The sequence below is a fragment of the Lysinibacillus composti genome, from assembly GCF_016908465.1.
Taxonomy (GTDB): Bacteria; Bacillota; Bacilli; order Bacillales_A; family Planococcaceae; genus Ureibacillus; species Ureibacillus composti_A.
This window is the reverse complement of the sequence record NZ_JAFBDY010000001.1, coordinates 152394-169934: the sequence shown is the minus strand read 5'-3', so window position 1 is coordinate 169934 and position 17541 is coordinate 152394. Positions and strand designations below refer to the sequence as shown.

At 35.6% G+C, this 17541-nt stretch carries 14 protein-coding genes; 1 reads left to right on the top strand and 13 read right to left on the bottom strand.

Annotation, left to right across the window (positions count from 1 at the left end):
* Positions 1–7 precede the first annotated feature (7 nt).
* Together sdhA and JOD29_RS00750 are read right to left on the bottom strand one after the other, a co-directional pair.
* The gene (sdhA, locus tag JOD29_RS00755) at positions 8–1753 is read right to left on the bottom strand and encodes a succinate dehydrogenase flavoprotein subunit (RefSeq protein ID WP_124762357.1); all 1746 of its coding nucleotides are present in this window, start codon (positions 1751–1753) and stop codon (positions 8–10) included.
* 66 nt (positions 1754–1819) lie between these two features.
* Complete coding sequence (locus JOD29_RS00750) at positions 1820–2434, bottom strand: succinate dehydrogenase cytochrome b558 subunit (protein ID WP_124762359.1); 615 nt, start codon at positions 2432–2434, stop codon at positions 1820–1822.
* 268 nt (positions 2435–2702) lie between these two features.
* On the opposite strand from JOD29_RS00750, the gene JOD29_RS00745 reads away from it, so the two are divergent.
* Positions 2703–3125, top strand: coding sequence for a YslB family protein (locus tag JOD29_RS00745; protein WP_124762361.1), 423 nt, complete (start codon positions 2703–2705; stop codon positions 3123–3125).
* A 364-nt stretch (positions 3126–3489) separates the two neighbouring features.
* Here JOD29_RS00745 and JOD29_RS00740 read toward each other — a convergent pair whose 3' ends face one another.
* The 11 genes from JOD29_RS00740 to polX all read right to left on the bottom strand — a co-directional run bounded on the left by JOD29_RS00740 (position 3490) and on the right by polX (position 17530).
* Positions 3490–4716, bottom strand: coding sequence for an aspartate kinase (locus JOD29_RS00740; protein WP_124762363.1), 1227 nt, complete (start codon positions 4714–4716; stop codon positions 3490–3492).
* Between the two features lie 204 nt (positions 4717–4920).
* Positions 4921–6711, bottom strand: a complete 1791-nt coding sequence (gene uvrC, locus JOD29_RS00735) for an excinuclease ABC subunit UvrC (protein WP_124762365.1) — start codon at positions 6709–6711, stop codon at positions 4921–4923.
* 194 nt (positions 6712–6905) lie between these two features.
* Positions 6906–7220 carry a thioredoxin gene (gene trxA / locus JOD29_RS00730; RefSeq protein ID WP_124762367.1) on the bottom strand — a complete coding sequence of 105 codons (315 nt, stop codon included), beginning with the start codon at positions 7218–7220 and terminating at the stop codon, positions 6906–6908.
* A 178-nt stretch (positions 7221–7398) separates the two neighbouring features.
* On the bottom strand, positions 7399–8376 hold the full coding sequence (locus JOD29_RS00725) for an electron transfer flavoprotein subunit alpha/FixB family protein (RefSeq protein ID WP_124762369.1): 978 nt from the start codon (positions 8374–8376) through the stop codon (positions 7399–7401).
* 40 nt (positions 8377–8416) lie between these two features.
* Positions 8417–9190 carry an electron transfer flavoprotein subunit beta/FixA family protein gene (locus JOD29_RS00720; protein ID WP_124762371.1) on the bottom strand — a complete coding sequence of 258 codons (774 nt, stop codon included), beginning with the start codon at positions 9188–9190 and terminating at the stop codon, positions 8417–8419.
* A gap of 219 nt (positions 9191–9409) precedes the next feature.
* Positions 9410–10183 (bottom strand): enoyl-CoA hydratase, encoded by a 774-nt coding sequence (locus JOD29_RS00715; protein WP_124762373.1) that lies wholly within the window; start codon positions 10181–10183, stop codon positions 9410–9412.
* A gap of 14 nt (positions 10184–10197) precedes the next feature.
* Positions 10198–10779, bottom strand: a complete 582-nt coding sequence (locus JOD29_RS00710; RefSeq protein WP_124762375.1) for a TetR/AcrR family transcriptional regulator — start codon at positions 10777–10779, stop codon at positions 10198–10200.
* A gap of 91 nt (positions 10780–10870) precedes the next feature.
* A complete protein-coding gene (locus tag JOD29_RS00705; protein ID WP_124762377.1) occupies positions 10871–12559 on the bottom strand; it encodes an AMP-binding protein in 1689 nt (562 codons plus the stop codon).
* Between the two features lie 380 nt (positions 12560–12939).
* Entirely contained in the window at positions 12940–13353 is a 414-nt protein-coding gene (locus JOD29_RS00700; protein WP_124762379.1) for a DUF350 domain-containing protein, read from the bottom strand.
* A gap of 53 nt (positions 13354–13406) precedes the next feature.
* Positions 13407–15776 (bottom strand): endonuclease MutS2, encoded by a 2370-nt coding sequence (locus JOD29_RS00695; RefSeq protein WP_124762381.1) that lies wholly within the window; start codon positions 15774–15776, stop codon positions 13407–13409.
* Between the two features lie 44 nt (positions 15777–15820).
* Complete coding sequence (gene polX / locus JOD29_RS00690; RefSeq protein WP_124762383.1) at positions 15821–17530, bottom strand: DNA polymerase/3'-5' exonuclease PolX; 1710 nt, start codon at positions 17528–17530, stop codon at positions 15821–15823.
* Positions 17531–17541: the final 11 nt, after the last annotated feature.

Here is a 17541-nt window from a genome sequence, read left to right as displayed (position 1 = left end):
TTTATTATTACTTAGAATAGTTACGTTCACGTGGTGGAATTAAAGATACGTCTACTTCTGCATAAGTAATCACAGGTTCACCAGTTGCTGGATCAAACTTCGCCATCGTTGTTTTTAAGAAGTTCTCATCATCACGCTCTGGGAAGTCTGGTTTGTAGTGAGCTCCACGAGATTCGTTACGTAAAAGTGCACCTTTAGTAATTACACGTGCAAGATATAACATATTTTTCAACTGACGAGTGAAGTGTGCGCCTTGGTTACTCCACTTCTGAGTGTCATTGATGTTAATGTTTTCCCAACGCTGTAGTAACTCTGTAATTTTTTCATAAGTCGCTTCTAATTTATCGTTATAACGTACAACAGTAACGTTGTCAGTCATTAATTCACCAAGTTCTTTATGAATTAAGTATGCGTTTTCAGTACCATTTAATTTTAGGATTGCTTCCCATTTCTCTTGTTCTTCTTTTACACGTGCGTCATAAAGAGATTGCGGAAGATCTTCTGCATGCTTTTTCAGACCTTTAATATATTTCACGGCGTTCGGACCTGCTACAGAACCACCATAAATAGCTGATAGTAAAGAGTTTGCACCTAGACGGTTTGCACCATGTTGTGAGTAATCACATTCACCAGCAGCAAATAAGCCAGGAATTTCTGTCATTTGATCGTAATCAACCCATAAACCACCCATTGAATAGTGAACTGCAGGGAAGATTTTCATTGGTAATTTACGAGGATCGTCACCTACGAATTTTTCATAAATTTCAATGATACCACCAAGTTTAACATCTAGTTCATGTGGATCTTTATGAGATAGATCTAGATATACTACGTTTTCACCGTTAACACCTAATTTTTGATTTACACAAACATCAAAAATTTCACGTGTTGCAATATCACGAGGTACTAAGTTACCATAAGCTGGATATTTTTCTTCTAAGAAGTACCATGGTTTACCGTCTTTATAAGTCCAAACACGACCACCTTCACCACGAGCTGATTCTGACATTAAACGGTTTTTGTCATCTCCAGGAATCGCTGTTGGGTGAATTTGAATCATTTCACCGTTTGAATATGTTGCACCTTGTTGATAAACAATAGAAGCAGCAGATCCAGTGTTGATTACTGAGTTAGTTGATTTACCGAAGATAATACCAGGACCACCAGTTGCCATAATTACAGCATCTGAACGGAATGCTCTGATTTCTTCATTTTTCATATCTTGTGCTACGATACCACGGCAGTGGCCTTCGTCATCAAGGACCGCACCTAAGAATTCCCAGTGCTCATATTTTGTAACTAGACCTGCAACTTCGAAACGACGAACTTGTTCATCAAGTGCGTAAAGTAATTGTTGCCCAGTTGTTGCACCAGAGAATGCAGTACGGTGATGCATTGTTCCACCAAAACGACGGAAGTCTAAAAGACCTTCAGGTGTACGGTTGAACATAACTCCCATACGGTCAAATAAGTGAATAATTCCAGGAGCAGCTTCACACATAGCCTTAACTGGTGGTTGGTTTGCTAAGAAGTCCCCACCATATACTGTATCATCAAAGTGGATCCATGGAGAATCCCCTTCCCCTTTTGTATTTACTGCACCATTAATTCCGCCCTGTGCACATACAGAGTGTGAACGTTTTACGGGAACTAATGAGAATAATTCTACTTCAGTGCCTTCTTCGGCAGCTCTAAGAGTAGCCATTAAACCGGCTAAACCGCCACCAACGACGATAATTTTGCTCTTCGCCATAATTATTACTCACTCCTCTAATTTTGCTGAAAACCCTAATGGATGTCCTACTCTCTAATTAGCTTATTATACGAACGCTAGAATTGCAGCCACACCAATAATACTTACAAGAACAAAGAATATCATTGTTACGTATGTTGCAACTTTTTGAGAGCTAGGTGATTGTGTAATACCCCAACTTACTAAGAATGACCAAAGTCCGTTAGCTAAATGGAAAGTAGCAGATAAAATACCTACAATGTAGAACGCTAACATTAAAGGATTTGAAACAATTTGTTCCATCATATTGAAGTCTACATCTGCTCCAAGAGCTTTTTGAATACGAGTTTGGAAGATATGCCAAGCTATGAAAATCACTAAGAATACACCAGTAAAACGTTGTAATGCGAACATCCAGTTACGGAATGTGCCGAAACGATTTACGTTATGTGTAGCAGTAAAGGCAATATACACACCGTATAAACCGTGGAATAATAATGGTATGTAGATTACTATCCACTCAACAATTAACAGTAATGAATGTGGTACTAAGTCCATCACTCCTGTAGAATTGTTGTAAGCATCTTCTCCACCAGTTGCGGTGAAGTTCAAAGATAAGTGAAACACTAAGAACAAACCTACTGGAATTACTCCTAATAGAGAATGTAAGCGTCTCCAGTAAAACTCTCGATTGTTTGACAAGATTGTTACCCCCCTCAGTACTTTTGAATAGTGAGCCAATTTCGTCAACAAATTGTAATTGTTCATTCATTGACTCAGCAGTTCAGTTTGGTACAATATTATGACATGTCCATTGTACTCTCAAGATTTAGTAGCGTCAAGGTTGCTCCTAATTTTTATTGTATACAATATAAGTAAGTTTTTTCTACTTTAACAACATTTCTTCTGTTTAAAGTACATATTTAACTTTTTTCGCGGTAAATAAGAAAATTCGAGAGGAGTTTTTTACATGTCTTCCTATGAAATAAAAACTGTACCCGCCTTTGGTTATGAATTATTCCGGGACCATTTACTGCCTGCTATACTAGGAAAACACCAAGATGATGTTCTATACTGGGCAGGAAAAGATTTAGCTAGAAAATTTCCATGCACTGATAATCAATTAATTATTTCCTTCTTTGAAGATGCTGGTTGGGGCAAACTAACATTAGAAAAGGAAGAAAAAGATGGTTATATCTTTCATTTAACAAATGATGATGATTTATTAAATATTTCAAATCGAACATTCCGTCTTGAAGCAGGATTTATCGCAGAGCAGTTACAAATTTTTAAAGGATACTTAACTGAATGTTATGATGAAAAAAAAGAAAAACAATGCTTAGTAGAATTCCATGTGAAATGGGATCTTAAAGAAAGAGTAAACGAAAAATAATTGGACCTCACATAATTTTATAGGTCCATGAAAAAGGCCGTCTCAATCAAAATGAGACGACCTTTTTTATTTATTCGAATGCACATTGGAAGACTAAGTGCCGCGATTTTGTCGCGTTGAAACATGTCCAGAAATTACCCTCGCTTGCGTTGGTAATTTCCCCTAACAATTTTTGGCATCCACCGAAGACTTGGGCCAACAGGACCTTGGTCACATATAGCTGATGCCACAGCAAGTGGCATTTTCAGCGATAAGTGGTGTTCTTTAATCTGAGTTCTTTAATTTTGATTCAGAGTTGAGTCCTTTGTTAGAATTGCAAAACCTTTTGAATTCATATGACCACTTACGGTTCTACTGAATGAAGTTAAACGTATTCTTCAACTAAATTAAATTCGTCATGCAAAGCATTTGCTGCTCGAACCATATCCTCTTGAGGCACTACTACTGACACCTTAATTTCAGATGTACTTACCATTTTAACAGGTATATTTTCTTTACAAAGTCGGTTAAACATACGAGCTGCAACACCAGGGTTAGAAACCATTCCTGAGCCAACAATCGATACTTTTGCTAATCCAACTTCAAAATCTGCGAAACTAAATCCTAATGTACTTTTATTCGATTCAAGTACTTTGATTGCATCAGCAAAATCTTCTTTATCGATTGAAAATGAAACAGTTGGTTTTACCCCGTCAATTACAGATTGAACGATAATATCAACATCAATTTGATGATCTGCTAATGTTGTAAATATATTAGCAAGTAAAGCATGTTCATATTTTTCATAGCCTACTGTTAATCGAATAATTTCTGCTTCATATGCTACACCACGAACAATTAAGTTTTTCTCCATTTCAACCTCTCCCTTTATTAACGTACCCGGAATATCACTCGTACTGGAACGAACTATAATTGGCATATCGTATTTTTTTGCCATTTCTACTGCACGTGGGTGAACAATTTTTGAACCTAGATGAGTTAGTTCGAGCAGTTCATCATAAGAAATTTGTTTTAATTTTTTTGCTCGTGGCACTATAGATGGTTCTGCAGTATATATACCTTCAGAGTTTGTTAAAATCTCAACACATTCTGCTTCAATTGCCGCGGCTATCGCCACTGCCGTTGTATCAGAGCCACCCATTCCTAGTATAGAAATTTTATTATTTTTGTAATCAAATCCTTGAGAGCCCGCTACAATTGGAATGTCACCCTTACTGATATAGTTAATGATTGATTCAATTTTAATCTGTTCAATTCGAACCTTTTGATTTACTTCAACAGTTTCAATTCCTGCTTGCCATCCTGTTAATGAAACAGCTTTAAAGCCGCGTTGTTGAATAGCAATCGCTAAAAGAGCACTAGTAGCTTGCGACCCTATAGATTGCAAAACATCTAATTCACGTTTTGATGGTTGTTTTGAAAGTGCATAAGCAAATTTTCTATAGGGTTCTTCCAGTAATTCTTCTGAAGAAACAACAACAATAATATTACGACCTCGTTTTTTCTCTTCAACAATTCGTTTCGATATTTGCTCAATATTCGCTGGTGTAGATAATGAAAAACTATCAATTTTTACAACTACACTTGTCATCCTTACACTCCCCTTTAATAAACCGCTCTTCAACTAAAATTTGAAATATTAAAATCTTTTATTAATTAATTTTATCATACTTTAGGATTTGAAATAGATAAAATAAAGAAGCAACCATTCACAAAAAAACGTGAAGAGCTGCTCCATTTCTTCCATATAAAAAATCTATATACAACATTTCCCAATTTCCATATTACAGTACAATTATTCAGTTGTTGATGGATCTTTTTGGAAATGATTATAAATTGCAGTTGCAGTATTACTTGGAATATTCGCTTCCATTAAGTCTTCAATTGTTGCTTCTCGAATTTTTTTGATTGACCCGAAATGCTTAAGTAATTGTTTTTTACGTTTTGGTCCAACACCTTCAATTTCGTCTAGCACAGAATGAATGGCATTTGTACCATGTTGCTGACGAAGGAAAGTAATCGCAAAGCGGTGCACCTCATCCTGAATTCTTTGTAATAAGTAGAAGCCATCACTTGTTCGTTTAAGTGGAATTGGTTCTGGTGGATCTCCATATAGTAATTGGGAAGTATTATGTTTATCATCTTTTGCTAATCCAGCTATCGGAATATAGAGACCAAGCTCATCCTCAATTACTTCTCTCGCAACTTCCATTTGTCCTTTCCCACCATCAATAATAATTAAATCTGGTAAAGGTAAATTTTCTTTTAGCACACGACTATAGCGTCTACGTATAACTTCTTGCATTGCTCCATAATCATCATGTTTGGCTGCTTCTCTCAGCTTATATTTTCGATATTCCTTTTTCGCTGGCTTTCCATCAATAAAAACGACCATGGCAGAAACGGCATCAGTACCATGCATATGACTATTATCAAATGCTTCAATACGAAGTGGTGTCCCAATATACATAGCATCACCCAATTCTTCGCACGCTCCAATTGTTCTTTCTTCTTGACGTTCAATTAATTGGAATTTTTCATGTATTGCAATTTCTGCATTTTTCATTGCTAACTTGACGAGTTCCTTTTTCGACCCTCGTTTTGGAATTATTACCTTTATATCAAGTAATTTTTCCAAAATGGTTTCATCAATTGTATCGGGAATAAATATTTCCTTTGGCTTAATATGTTCAGCTATATCATAAAAACGACCAACAAATGTTAAAAACTCCTCTTCCGGGTCGCGATATATTGGAAAAATGGAAACATCTCGTTCAATTAATTTTCCTTGACGCACAAAAAATACTTGGACACACATCCATCCTTTTTCCACTGAATAACCAAATACATCTCGATTCGATAAATCACCAGAAACAATTTTTTGTTTTTGCATTATTGTCTCTATATGTGTTATCTGGTCACGGAATTCTTTAGCACGTTCAAATTCAAGTTTTTCCGCTGCATCCAACATTTTGGCTTCCAAATCTTTTTTCACTTCTTCATATCCACCGCTTAAAAACTTCGATATTTCATCGATCATATCATCGTATATTTTCGGCTCCACTTCTTTTACACAAGGTGCTAAACATTGGCCAAGATGATAGTACAAGCAAACACGATCTGGTAGATTTGCACATTTTCGTAAAGGATAGATTCGATCCAAAAGTTTACGAGTTTCATTTGCAGCAAAGGCATTTGGATAAGGGCCGAAATATTTCGCCTTATCTTTCTTCACTTTTCTAGTTGTAAGTATACGCGGATATTTTTCATTTGTTATTTTAATATAAGGATAGGATTTATCATCCTTTAACATAATGTTATATTTTGGATCATGTAGTTTAATTAAATTTAATTCTAAAATTAATGCTTCTAAATCACTCGATGTAACAATATATTCAAAGTCCACAATTTCACTAACTAGTCTTTGAGTTTTCCCATCATGTGAACCAGTGAAATAGGAACGCACACGATTTTTCAGCACCTTTGCCTTTCCAACATAGATAATAGTTCCTTGTCGGTCCTTCATTAAATAACATCCAGGATTTTCTGGAAGAATAGCTAATTTATTTTGAATGGTTTCATTCATTGACATCACCTAAAATTCTCTTTTTTTTATTATACGGTGAATAGGGGGCTAATAGAAAATAAAATAAGTTTGTTAATTTTTATCAACAACTTTAGTAGTTGTTAGGTATGTAAACTAATTTGTAAACACTTTACAAACGATAACAAAAAAACTGAGCACAATAGTGTACTCAGTTTTTTAATCGTTTATTAAAATTATTTATTTGTATTAATGAAATCGATTAATGCTTCTTTTGGTTGGAATCCAACAGTTTTTCCTTTTAGCTCCCCATCTTTGAAAAGTAGTAAAGTTGGGATTGACATTACTTGATATTCTGCAGCAGTCGCCTGGTTATTATCAACATCAAGTTTAGCAATTTTAACTTCATTTCCAATTTCTGCATCAATTTCTTCTAAAACTGGTGCAATCATTTTACAAGGTCCACACCAAGTTGCCCAAAAATCTACTAACACAACGCCTGAAGCGATTTCTTCTGAAAAGTTTTGATCTGTAACATTAACAATTGCCATTTAAATTGCCTCCTTAAATCTAACATCTGAATGTAGTATAGCACGATAAAAAAAAGAACGACAGTAAAGTGTTTTGGATTAGAGATGAAAATTTTACATAAATTTCATATAAATTAAATAATTAATCCAATAATAAAACACGTCCCATTATCGTTATGAGACGTGTTTTCTTGCAAAATTATGCGTTCACTTTTAATGCTTTAAATTCTTCAATAAGTAATGGAATCACTTCAAATAAATCTCCAACAATTCCATAATCAGCTACTTTAAATATATTTGCTTCCGGATCTTTATTAATTGCAACAATTACTTTTGAATTTGACATACCAGCTAAATGTTGGATTGCACCTGAAATACCTGCTGCGATGTATAAATCTGGTGTTACAACTTTACCTGTTTGTCCAATTTGTAATGAATAGTCACAGTAATCTGCGTCACACGCACCCCTCGATGCTCCAACTGCGCCACCTAGTAAATCAGCAAGTTGTTGAAGTGGTTCAAATCCTTCAGCTGACTTCACTCCACGTCCGCCAGCAACCACTACTTTTGCCTCAGATAAATCTACACCAGTAGTAGATTTTCGAACAACTTCCTTAATGATTGTACGTAGGTTTGTAATTTCGACTGATAATGCTGAAACTGCACCCGTTCGCCCTGTATCCTTTGTTAGTGGGGCAATATTATTAGGACGAACAGTCACAAATGTAATGCCCTCTTTAACCTTCACCTTTTCAAATGCTTTACCAGAATAGATAGGTCGAATATAAACTGCTGCACTACCAGACCCTTCAATTTCTGTTACGTCTGAAATTAACCCAGATTGTAATTTAGAAGCAATTTTTGGTGATAAATCTTTTCCTAATGAAGTATGACCAAAAACAACTGCATTTGGTTTTTCTTGATTATAAACCGCTAAAAATGCTTGGCTAAAACCGTCTGATGTATATGTTTTCAGATGAGGATGTTCAACTGTTACAACACGGTCAGCTCCGTAAGCAATTAACTCCCCAGCTAATTGTGAAACCCCGTCGCCAATTAATACACCTACAACCTCTCCACCATCTGCAATTTGTTTAGATGCAGCAATGGCTTCAAATGAAACATTACGTAATACCCCTTCACGAACTTCAGCTAACACTAACACTTTGTTTGACATGATAACCCCTCCATTACCGTTTCTGTACTATTTTTGATCTTTAGACAACCTTTGCTTCCGAATGAAGTAAATTTACAAGTTCCTTTACTTGCTCCGATAATTCACCCTGTAAAATACGACCAGCTTCTTTTTTCGGAGGTAAAAATACTTCCACTGTTTCAACTTTTACTTCTACGTCATCTTCGTCAATGTCTAAATCATCTAATTCTAGTTCTGCTAGCGGCTTCTTTTTCGCTTTCATGATACCTGGTAAAGAAGGATATCGTGGCTCATTTAATCCTTGTTGTGCAGTTACTAATAACGGTAATGAAGTCTCGATTATTTCTGAATCCCCTTCGATGTCACGCACGATCTTAACGCTTGTACCATCAATTTTTAAATCTGTAATTGTTGTTACATAGTTTATGCCTAATAGGTCAGCTACACGAGGTCCTACTTGTCCAGTTCCACCATCAATAGCTACGTTTCCAGCTAATATTAAATCAACCTCTTTATCTTTAAAATACTCAGCTAGAATTAAAGCAGTTGAATATTGATCTAATTCATCTAAATCATCTTCGGTATTAATTAGGACAGCTTCGTCTGCTCCCATTGCTAATGCGGTACGTAGTTGTTTTTCTGCATCTTCTCCCCCGATAGTAACAACCGTTACCTTACCGCCCTTAGCATCTCGAACTTGTATAGCTTCTTCTATTGCGTACTCATCATACGGATTGATGATATATTCAGCACCATCGTCTTGAATTTTCCCACCTGAAATAGTAATTTTTTCCTCTGTGTCAAACGTGCGTTTTACTAATACAAAAATGTTCATATTAGACCCTCCCCTTTTGCTAATTGAATATTATTAATTCTACTTCGGCGTTATTCCATCAAAGAATTTCGGACTCGTCTTTTCACGAGTCATCCCCTTACGAAATCACATGACTAGCCGGAAGATTTAATATTATTCAGCCTTTAATTAGTAGTTCTACCAATTAGAAAGCAAGGTCTGGATTCACTCGCAACTAAAGGTAGTAGATGCTGAATAATATTATTTACCCGTAAAAGTTGGTTGACGTTTTTCGATAAATGCTTGGATTCCCTCTTTAGCATCAGCCGACTCAAAGACTGTACCAAAGCTCTCTGCTTCCGCTTTAATTCCCTTATGGAAAGCATCACTTTTACTGAACTGTAGCATTGTGATTGCTGCTTGCAATGCAATTGGACTCTTTAATGCAATTTTTTTAGCAAGCTCTAATGTTTTCGGTAGAAGTTCTTCTACAGGGAAAGCTTTATTTGCTAGTCCCCATTCCACTGCTTCTAAACCAGAAATCGGCTCACTTGTAAACAACATTTCAGCTGCTTTTGCAGTGCCAACATATCGCGGTAAGCGTTGAGTTCCACCAAAACCAGGTATTAAACCAAGACTTAATTCGGGTAACCCTAATTTTGCATCTTCTGCTACGTACCTGATATGGCAACCCATAGCAAGTTCTAAACCGCCACCTAACGCAGCTCCATGAATAGCTGCAATTACAGGTTTATCATAAGATTCAATTCTTTCAAATACTTGTTGACCTAGGCTAGCAAGCTTTGAAAACTCTGAACCTGAAGATACTTCAGTAAATTCTTTGATGTCAGCTCCAGCTGAAAAGAAGCGACCGTCCCCATGGAGGACAATAACACGAATTGAAGGATTATGATCAATTTCATCCAAAATGGAATTAAGTGCTGTAATTAGTGCACTAGATAATGCATTTGCAGGTGGTCGTTGAATTGTAATGAGTCCAACCCCATCCTCAACGGATAACTTAAGAAAGTCCATTTTTCCATCCCCTTTTACCCTTTAAGTCCATTTAATAATAGCTCTCTAACTTTTGGAACATTATCTAATAAATCATAACGAAACTCATTCATGACCCAAGATGTAATGGTCTCATCAATTGTTCCAAAAACCATTTGTCGTGCTAAACGCACATCCATCGTTGGGTTAAATTCTCCATTTAACATACCCTCAATTAAAATATCATCTAGCAACTTTAAATATTCTTTTAATATTGTATTTATTTTTATTCTTAGTTCTTTATTTGATTGTCTTAACTCTAGTTGTGTCACTGTTGCGAGGTGGCGGTCTATTGCTAAAACTTTAAAATGATTTTCAATCATCTGGGACAATTTATCCGTAGAAGATTCACCTATTTGGATAATTTCTTGTAAGCTTTCTACGAACAAACCCATTTTTTCTTGAAATACGGAAATCAGGATGTCTTCTTTGTTTTTAAAATACAAATAAATTGTTCCATCAGCGACACCGGCTTGCTTTGCAATTTTAGATACTTGCGCATGATGATAACCATTTTCTGCAATGGCAATAATCGCCGCGTCTATAATTTGTTTGTACTTGGGTTTTTCGCGTTTCAAGTAGTTCACCACCAAAAAAATATGAAAATATGAATGACCATTCATTCACATTTTCATATTATAATTAATAGAAGATTCTGTCAATAGAATGTTAAGCCTCTAATTGAGACAACTTAGCTTTTTCTTCTTCGAGCAATGTACGCCTCAATATTTTACCAACAGCGGTTTTAGGTAATTCAGTTCTGAATTCATAAAGACGAGGTACTTTGTAAGAAGCGAGATTCTTCCTGCAATATTTATTTAATTCTTCTTCGGTCATCGTTTTTCCTTCTTTAAACACAATATATGCCTTAACCGTTTCGCCGCGATAAGGATCCGGAACTCCAATTACCACACATTCTTGTATTGCTTCTATTTCATAAAGAACTTCTTCAACTTCACGGGGATAAATATTAAACCCACTCGCAATAATCATGTCTTTTTTACGGTCAACAACATAAAAATATCCTTCGCTATCCATATACCCCAAATCTCCAGTTAAAAACCAACCGTTAATAAATGAAGCAGATGTATCCTCTGGGCGATTCCAGTAACCTTTCATCACTTGTGGCCCTTTGATGGCAATTTCTCCAATTTCACCAGAGGGTAGAATCTCTCCATTGCTTGATTTAATAATGACTGCATCGGTATCTGGCCAAGGAACACCAATCGATCCTTTCACACGTTTACCCCAAATAAAATTTGCATGGGTGACTGGTGATGTCTCCGTTAAACCGTATCCTTCTACCAGTTTACCTCCTGTTATTTCTTCAAAACGCTCTTGAACTTCTACAGGGAGAGGGGCAGAACCACTGATACAAGCTTTAATGGATGACAAATCATATTTCCCAACATCCGGATGATTTAAAATACCAATATACATTGTAGGGGCGCCAGGGAATAGTGTTGGTTTTTGTCTATCAATTAATTTTAATGCCTGTTCAACATCAAATTTAGGTATAAGAACCATTTTGTTTGATTTAACAACAGATAACAACAATACGGTTGTCATTCCATAGACGTGGAAGAATGGTAGCATACCTAAAATTGCTTCTTCACCTTCTTTACATTTAAATAACCACCTGTCGCACATTTTTGTGTTTGCAATGAGGTTTTTATGAGTTAACATAACACCTTTAGGTAATCCAGTTGTACCACCTGTATACTGTATTAATGCTAAATCTTCATTTATATCAATCTCTAATTCAATTGGTCGCGCAACTGCAATTCGCATAATTTCGTTAAATAAATGAGATATCCCTTTGTGCTCAACTTTCACGCTAAATCCATATTGCCTCTTTTGTATAAACGGATAAACCAAATTTTTAGGGAATGGTAAATAATCTTTAATAGCTGTTATGATAACGTTTTCAATTTTGGTTTCTTTGATCACTTTCATGACTCTTGGATATAAGATATCCATTGTCAATAAAACTTTTGCTCCCGAGTCCATCATTTGATACTGCAATTCTCTTTCGGTGTATAAAGGATTAGTCTGGACAACGATTCCACCTGCAAATAATGCACCATAATATGCAATTACTGATTGCGGACAATTAGGAAGCATAATGGCAACTCGGTCTCCTTTTTCAACACCAATCATTTGTAAATAATTCGCAAACTTAAGTGACGACTCATAAAGTTCTTTATACGTTAGTTCCCTACCTAAGAAATGAATTGCAATTTTATTTGGGTTCTTTTCATATGCTCTAACCAAGAAGTGTTGTACAGGACTATTATCATAGGTCAAACTGCGTGGTATTTCTTCCGGATATTGAGAAAGCCAAACCTTATCAGACATGATTTTCCCCCTTTGAGCAAGAGTTAGAATTTTCTTACTATTTATTATAATTAAAAAGAAATTAATTATCAATCAAATTTTGGATAAACTACAAATTTTAGCTAGAAAACGTAATCATTATACTATTTATTGCGTATTTTCTATAACATTCACTTTGTAATTTGATGTCGATTATTGAGAGTTGAATTTTTTCCAATATAATATTCAACAAGATTATCTTATATAAAAAAAGCTAGTAAATAGCATGAAATGCTATTTACTAGCCAACTTTATTTAACGTAAAGTGCATTATAATGTTATTAAATAGTAAATACCTACAAGGATAAATAGAACACAGCATATTATTAATGCCTTCGCTAACTTTTCCATAAATTTCTCTCCTAAGTGATACTTGCGCCAATAACAAACGATAATCCTAATGAAATTGTAAACGAAATAAACCCTACAGAGCGGTTATCTTTTGCGATTTCATCGTCTACTTTAAAATTTGGTGTGAAAAATTCAAAAAGTAGATAAGCGAAGATTAATAATACAAAACCGAATAATCCCCAACAAATCATTTGTAATAAACTAGAATGGCTTTCAATTGAATATCTAAAAATATTACAGACACCTAGTATTTTACCACCTGTTGCTAATGCAACTGCAACATTTCCATTCTTTATTTCTTCCCAGTTTTTATATTTAGTGACAATTTCGAACAACACCATTGCGACAACCAAACATAGTGTTACTACACTAAAATAACCAACTGTTTCTACTAAAGGATGTTGCCAAAAATTTGTACCCAGCACATTTTCATCCCCTCAAATCGAAATTAAAACTCAGAAAAACCACTTATATCTTTTTATTTTAATTCAACAACTGTTACGCCAAATCCACCTTCGCCCGCTTCCCCAAAGCGGAAAGACTTCACTCGTTTATGACCCTTTAAATAATTTTGGATTCCTTGACGTAATGCGCCGGTTCCTTTTCCATGGATAATCGAAACACGTTGATAATTAGCTAGTAAAGCATCATCAATATATTTTTCGGTTTTTAAAATAGCTTCTTCATAACGTTCTCCACGTAAATCCAACTCTAATTTCACATGATTATTTCGATTTTTAATATTTGCCATTGTAACTGTTTGCTTTTGTTTTTCTGGTTTAACGTACTGTAAATCAGAGTCCTCTAATTTCATTTTTAAGATTCCAATTTGTACAACCCATTCATGATCAGAGACTTTTTCTATTAAAGTTCCTTTTTGCCCGTAACTTAAAACTTTTACCTCATCGCCAACCTGTAAATTTTGAGCTCGTTCTCTTATAACTGCTTGTTTTTTAAGTACTTTATTTTCTTCTTCTGGAGCAGCTTCCTCAAGTCGCTTCTTCGCATCAATTAATTCATGCTCCTTAACCGCTTGGGCAGCGTTTTTCTTCATTTCTTTAAGCTCTTCAATAATTTTTTCAGCTTCTTTTTTAGCTTCATCAACGATTTTACGAGCTTTCTCTTTTGCTTTTTTCTCTAAATTTTCTTTTTTCTCATCGAATGTTTGTAATCGTTCTTGTAAATCCTCTTGTAAACGCTCCGCTTCTTCAAGGAGAGCATGAGCTTCATCCGCTTCTCTTTCTGAACGAAGACGGCTTTCCTCAAGTGATGCAATCATCGACTCTACTTCATGTCGATCTGTACCAGTAAAGACTCTTGCGCGTTCAATAATAGTTTCCTTTAATCCTAACCGTTTAGAAATTTCAAAGGCATTTGAACGTCCAGGAACACCGATTAATAATCTATAGGTTGGACTCAATGTTTCAACATCAAATTCTACACTTGCATTCACAACACCTGGTCGATTATATCCATAAGCTTTTAATTCAGGATAGTGCGTTGTAGCCATTATTCGAGCACCACGGTCCACCACTTCATCTAGTATAGAAATGGCAAGTGCAGCTCCCTCCTGAGGATCTGTTCCTGCTCCAAGTTCATCAAATAAGACTAGGGAGCGAGAATCAAATTTACTTAATATATCAACAATATTCACCATATGTGAGGAGAAAGTTGATAAAGATTGTTCTATTGATTGTTCATCACCTATGTCAGCAAATAGTTGGTCAAATACTGCCAGTTCGGAGCCATCTAAAGCAGGTACCGGGATTCCGGCTTGTGCCATTAACGTACATAAACCAACCGTTTTGAGCGTTACGGTTTTCCCCCCTGTATTAGGTCCCGTTATCACAATTGCAGTGATATCACGTCCAAATTCAATTGTATTAGGTACCGCAACATCAATTGAAATTAGCGGGTGTCTTGCACGAACTAGTCGAATATACCCTTCATCATTCATTTTGGGTTTTGAGCATTTATTTGCTTGTCCGTATTTGGCTTTTGCCAGGATAATGTCGATATCTCCTAAAATTTGAACAAGTACAAAAATTTCATGACTGACTTCTTGTACTTTTGCAGATAATTCCATTAATATTCGTTCGATTTCAACTTGTTCTTTAACTTTTAGTCTACCGATTTCATTATTTAATTGAACAATTGAGTCCGGTTCAATGAATAATGTTTGCCCTGAAGAAGATTGATCGTGAACAATCCCACCATAATGAGAACGATATTCTTGTTTAACTGGTATTACAAATCGATCATTTCGAATGGTAACAATTGAGTCAGAGAGCATTTTTGCTGCATTAGCACCTCGTGTTAAACTCTCTAACTTTTGACGGACTTTCGCCTCCTCAGCGCGTAGTGACTGTCTAATAGAACGTAACACGGTACTTGCAGAGTCCAATACTACTCCATTTTCATCAATACAATCATTGATTTCGTGCTGTAAACCAGTTAAAACTGGCATTTGCTCTTTTCGTTCTAAAAAGTGCGGTATGTTAATATCTCCTTCTGCCTCGATATCTTCAATAAAATTACGAAGGATTCTACTTGCCCGAATTGTACTTGCAATTTCCATTAATTCAGTTGGACTTAACATTCCACCAATTTGGGCTCTTTTTGAGTGTGGTCGAACATCAAAAATCCCACCCATTGGAACATTTCCTTTAACACGTAAAATTGATAGTCCCTCATCCATTTCATCTAACAACTCAACCACTTGATTGAACTCTGTTTCAGGAATCAGTTGGTCAATTGCACTTTTTCCGATAGAAGATGTACAAAAGTTTGCGACTTGTTCCCGTACTTTATCAAATTCTAACGTTTTCAATGCTCTTTGTGCGATCACTTCAGTTACATCTCCTGTCTGTTTACTTAATCTCTATAGTACATTTACTTATTCTTTCGTATAAAAGTTTCAAATTGTTGTAAAGACCATGTATTTACAACTAATTCTTTCTTAACCCAAGCTTTTTGCGCATAACCTACACCAGTTGCCATACTAGATAATTGTTCAATTGCATGGGCATCTGTATTAATGGCTACTGGTACATTTAGTGCCATGGCCATTTCTAAATGTTCTGCACACAAGTCAAGACGGTAAGGACTAGCATTTAATTCAAGGATTTTACCATATTCAGCAGCCCATTGTATTAATGTTTTCATATCAGGATTATAACCTTCACGTTTACCGATTACTCTTCCTGTTGGATGTGCAATCATATGGACATATGGATTTTGAATTGCTTGATGCAGGCGTTCCATGATTTTATCTTGTGATTGGGTAAAACTTGAGTGAATAGAAGCTATAACAAAATCTAGTTCTTTTAATACTTCATCTTCAAAGTCTAATTGGCCATTTGGCAAAATATCCATTTCTGTTCCAGCGAATAGTCGAAAATTCGAATGTGTTTCATTAAACTCATAAATTTCCAATCGTTGTTTCTCTAAACGTTCTGGCGTTAGCCCATTTGCTACTCTTAAAAATTGTGAATGATCCGTAATGACCCCATGTGTATATCCACGATCGATAAGTGCTTCTCCCATCTCTTGAATTGAGTGAGCTCCATCTGACCATGTTGTGTGCATATGTAAGTCAGATAGAATGGAATCAAGTGTAACTAAATTCCCAATCTCCTCTAAACGCTCTAATTCTTTCCCACTTTCCCTTATAGTTGGTGGAATAAATGGTAAATCAAAATGTGCATAAAACGCTTCTTCGGATTCAAATGTTTGTACTGTTCCATCTGGTTGTTCAACACCATACTCACTAATTTTCTTATCTTGTTGCTTTGCAAGTTGACGCATACGCACATTATGGTCCTTCGATCCAGTAAAATGATGCAAAGCAGTTGCAAATTCTGCAATACTTACAAGACGAAAATCAATACTTAATGGGTGATCCATATCTAAAATGACCGAAACCTTCGTATCTCCAGCACCAATCACTTCTTTAATCACAAGAGTAGATAGCAGATGTTCCCTTACTATTTCAGGGTCGCGTGTTGCAATGATAAAATCTAAATCCTTACTCGTCTCATTTACTCTTCTAAAGCTTCCTGCAACTGAAAATTTTTGAATTTCTTTTATGGACGAAAGTAATTTCGAAAGCTCCTCAACAATCGGCTCTAATGACCAATATGGATGACGTTCATTATGCAAACCAAACTGTTCAAGTTCTTTTAATATTTTTTCTTCTGTTTTTGCACCAAAGCCGGCTAATTTTTGAACTTTGTTAGATAAGCAAACTTCTTTTAAACTATCAATTCCATCTACACCAAGTTCTGAATAAAGTTTTGCAAGTTTTTTTCCGCCTAAACCAGGCAATTTTAAGAGTGGAATTAATCCTTTTGGAACAGACTCTTCAAGCTCTTTTAATTGTGTTGACTCCCCTGTTTCCATAAGTTCCTGGATAACAGCAGCTGTTCCTTTCCCAATACCTTTTATGGCTGTTATATCACCAATAGCACTTAAACTACGCTCATCTGTCTCTAGTGCTGCTGCAGCCTTTCTAAAAGCTGATATTTTAAAAGGATTTTCACCTTTTAGTTCTAAATATAATGCAATTTTTTCTAATGTTTGAATTACAATTTTTTTATTCACGTTATTCCCTT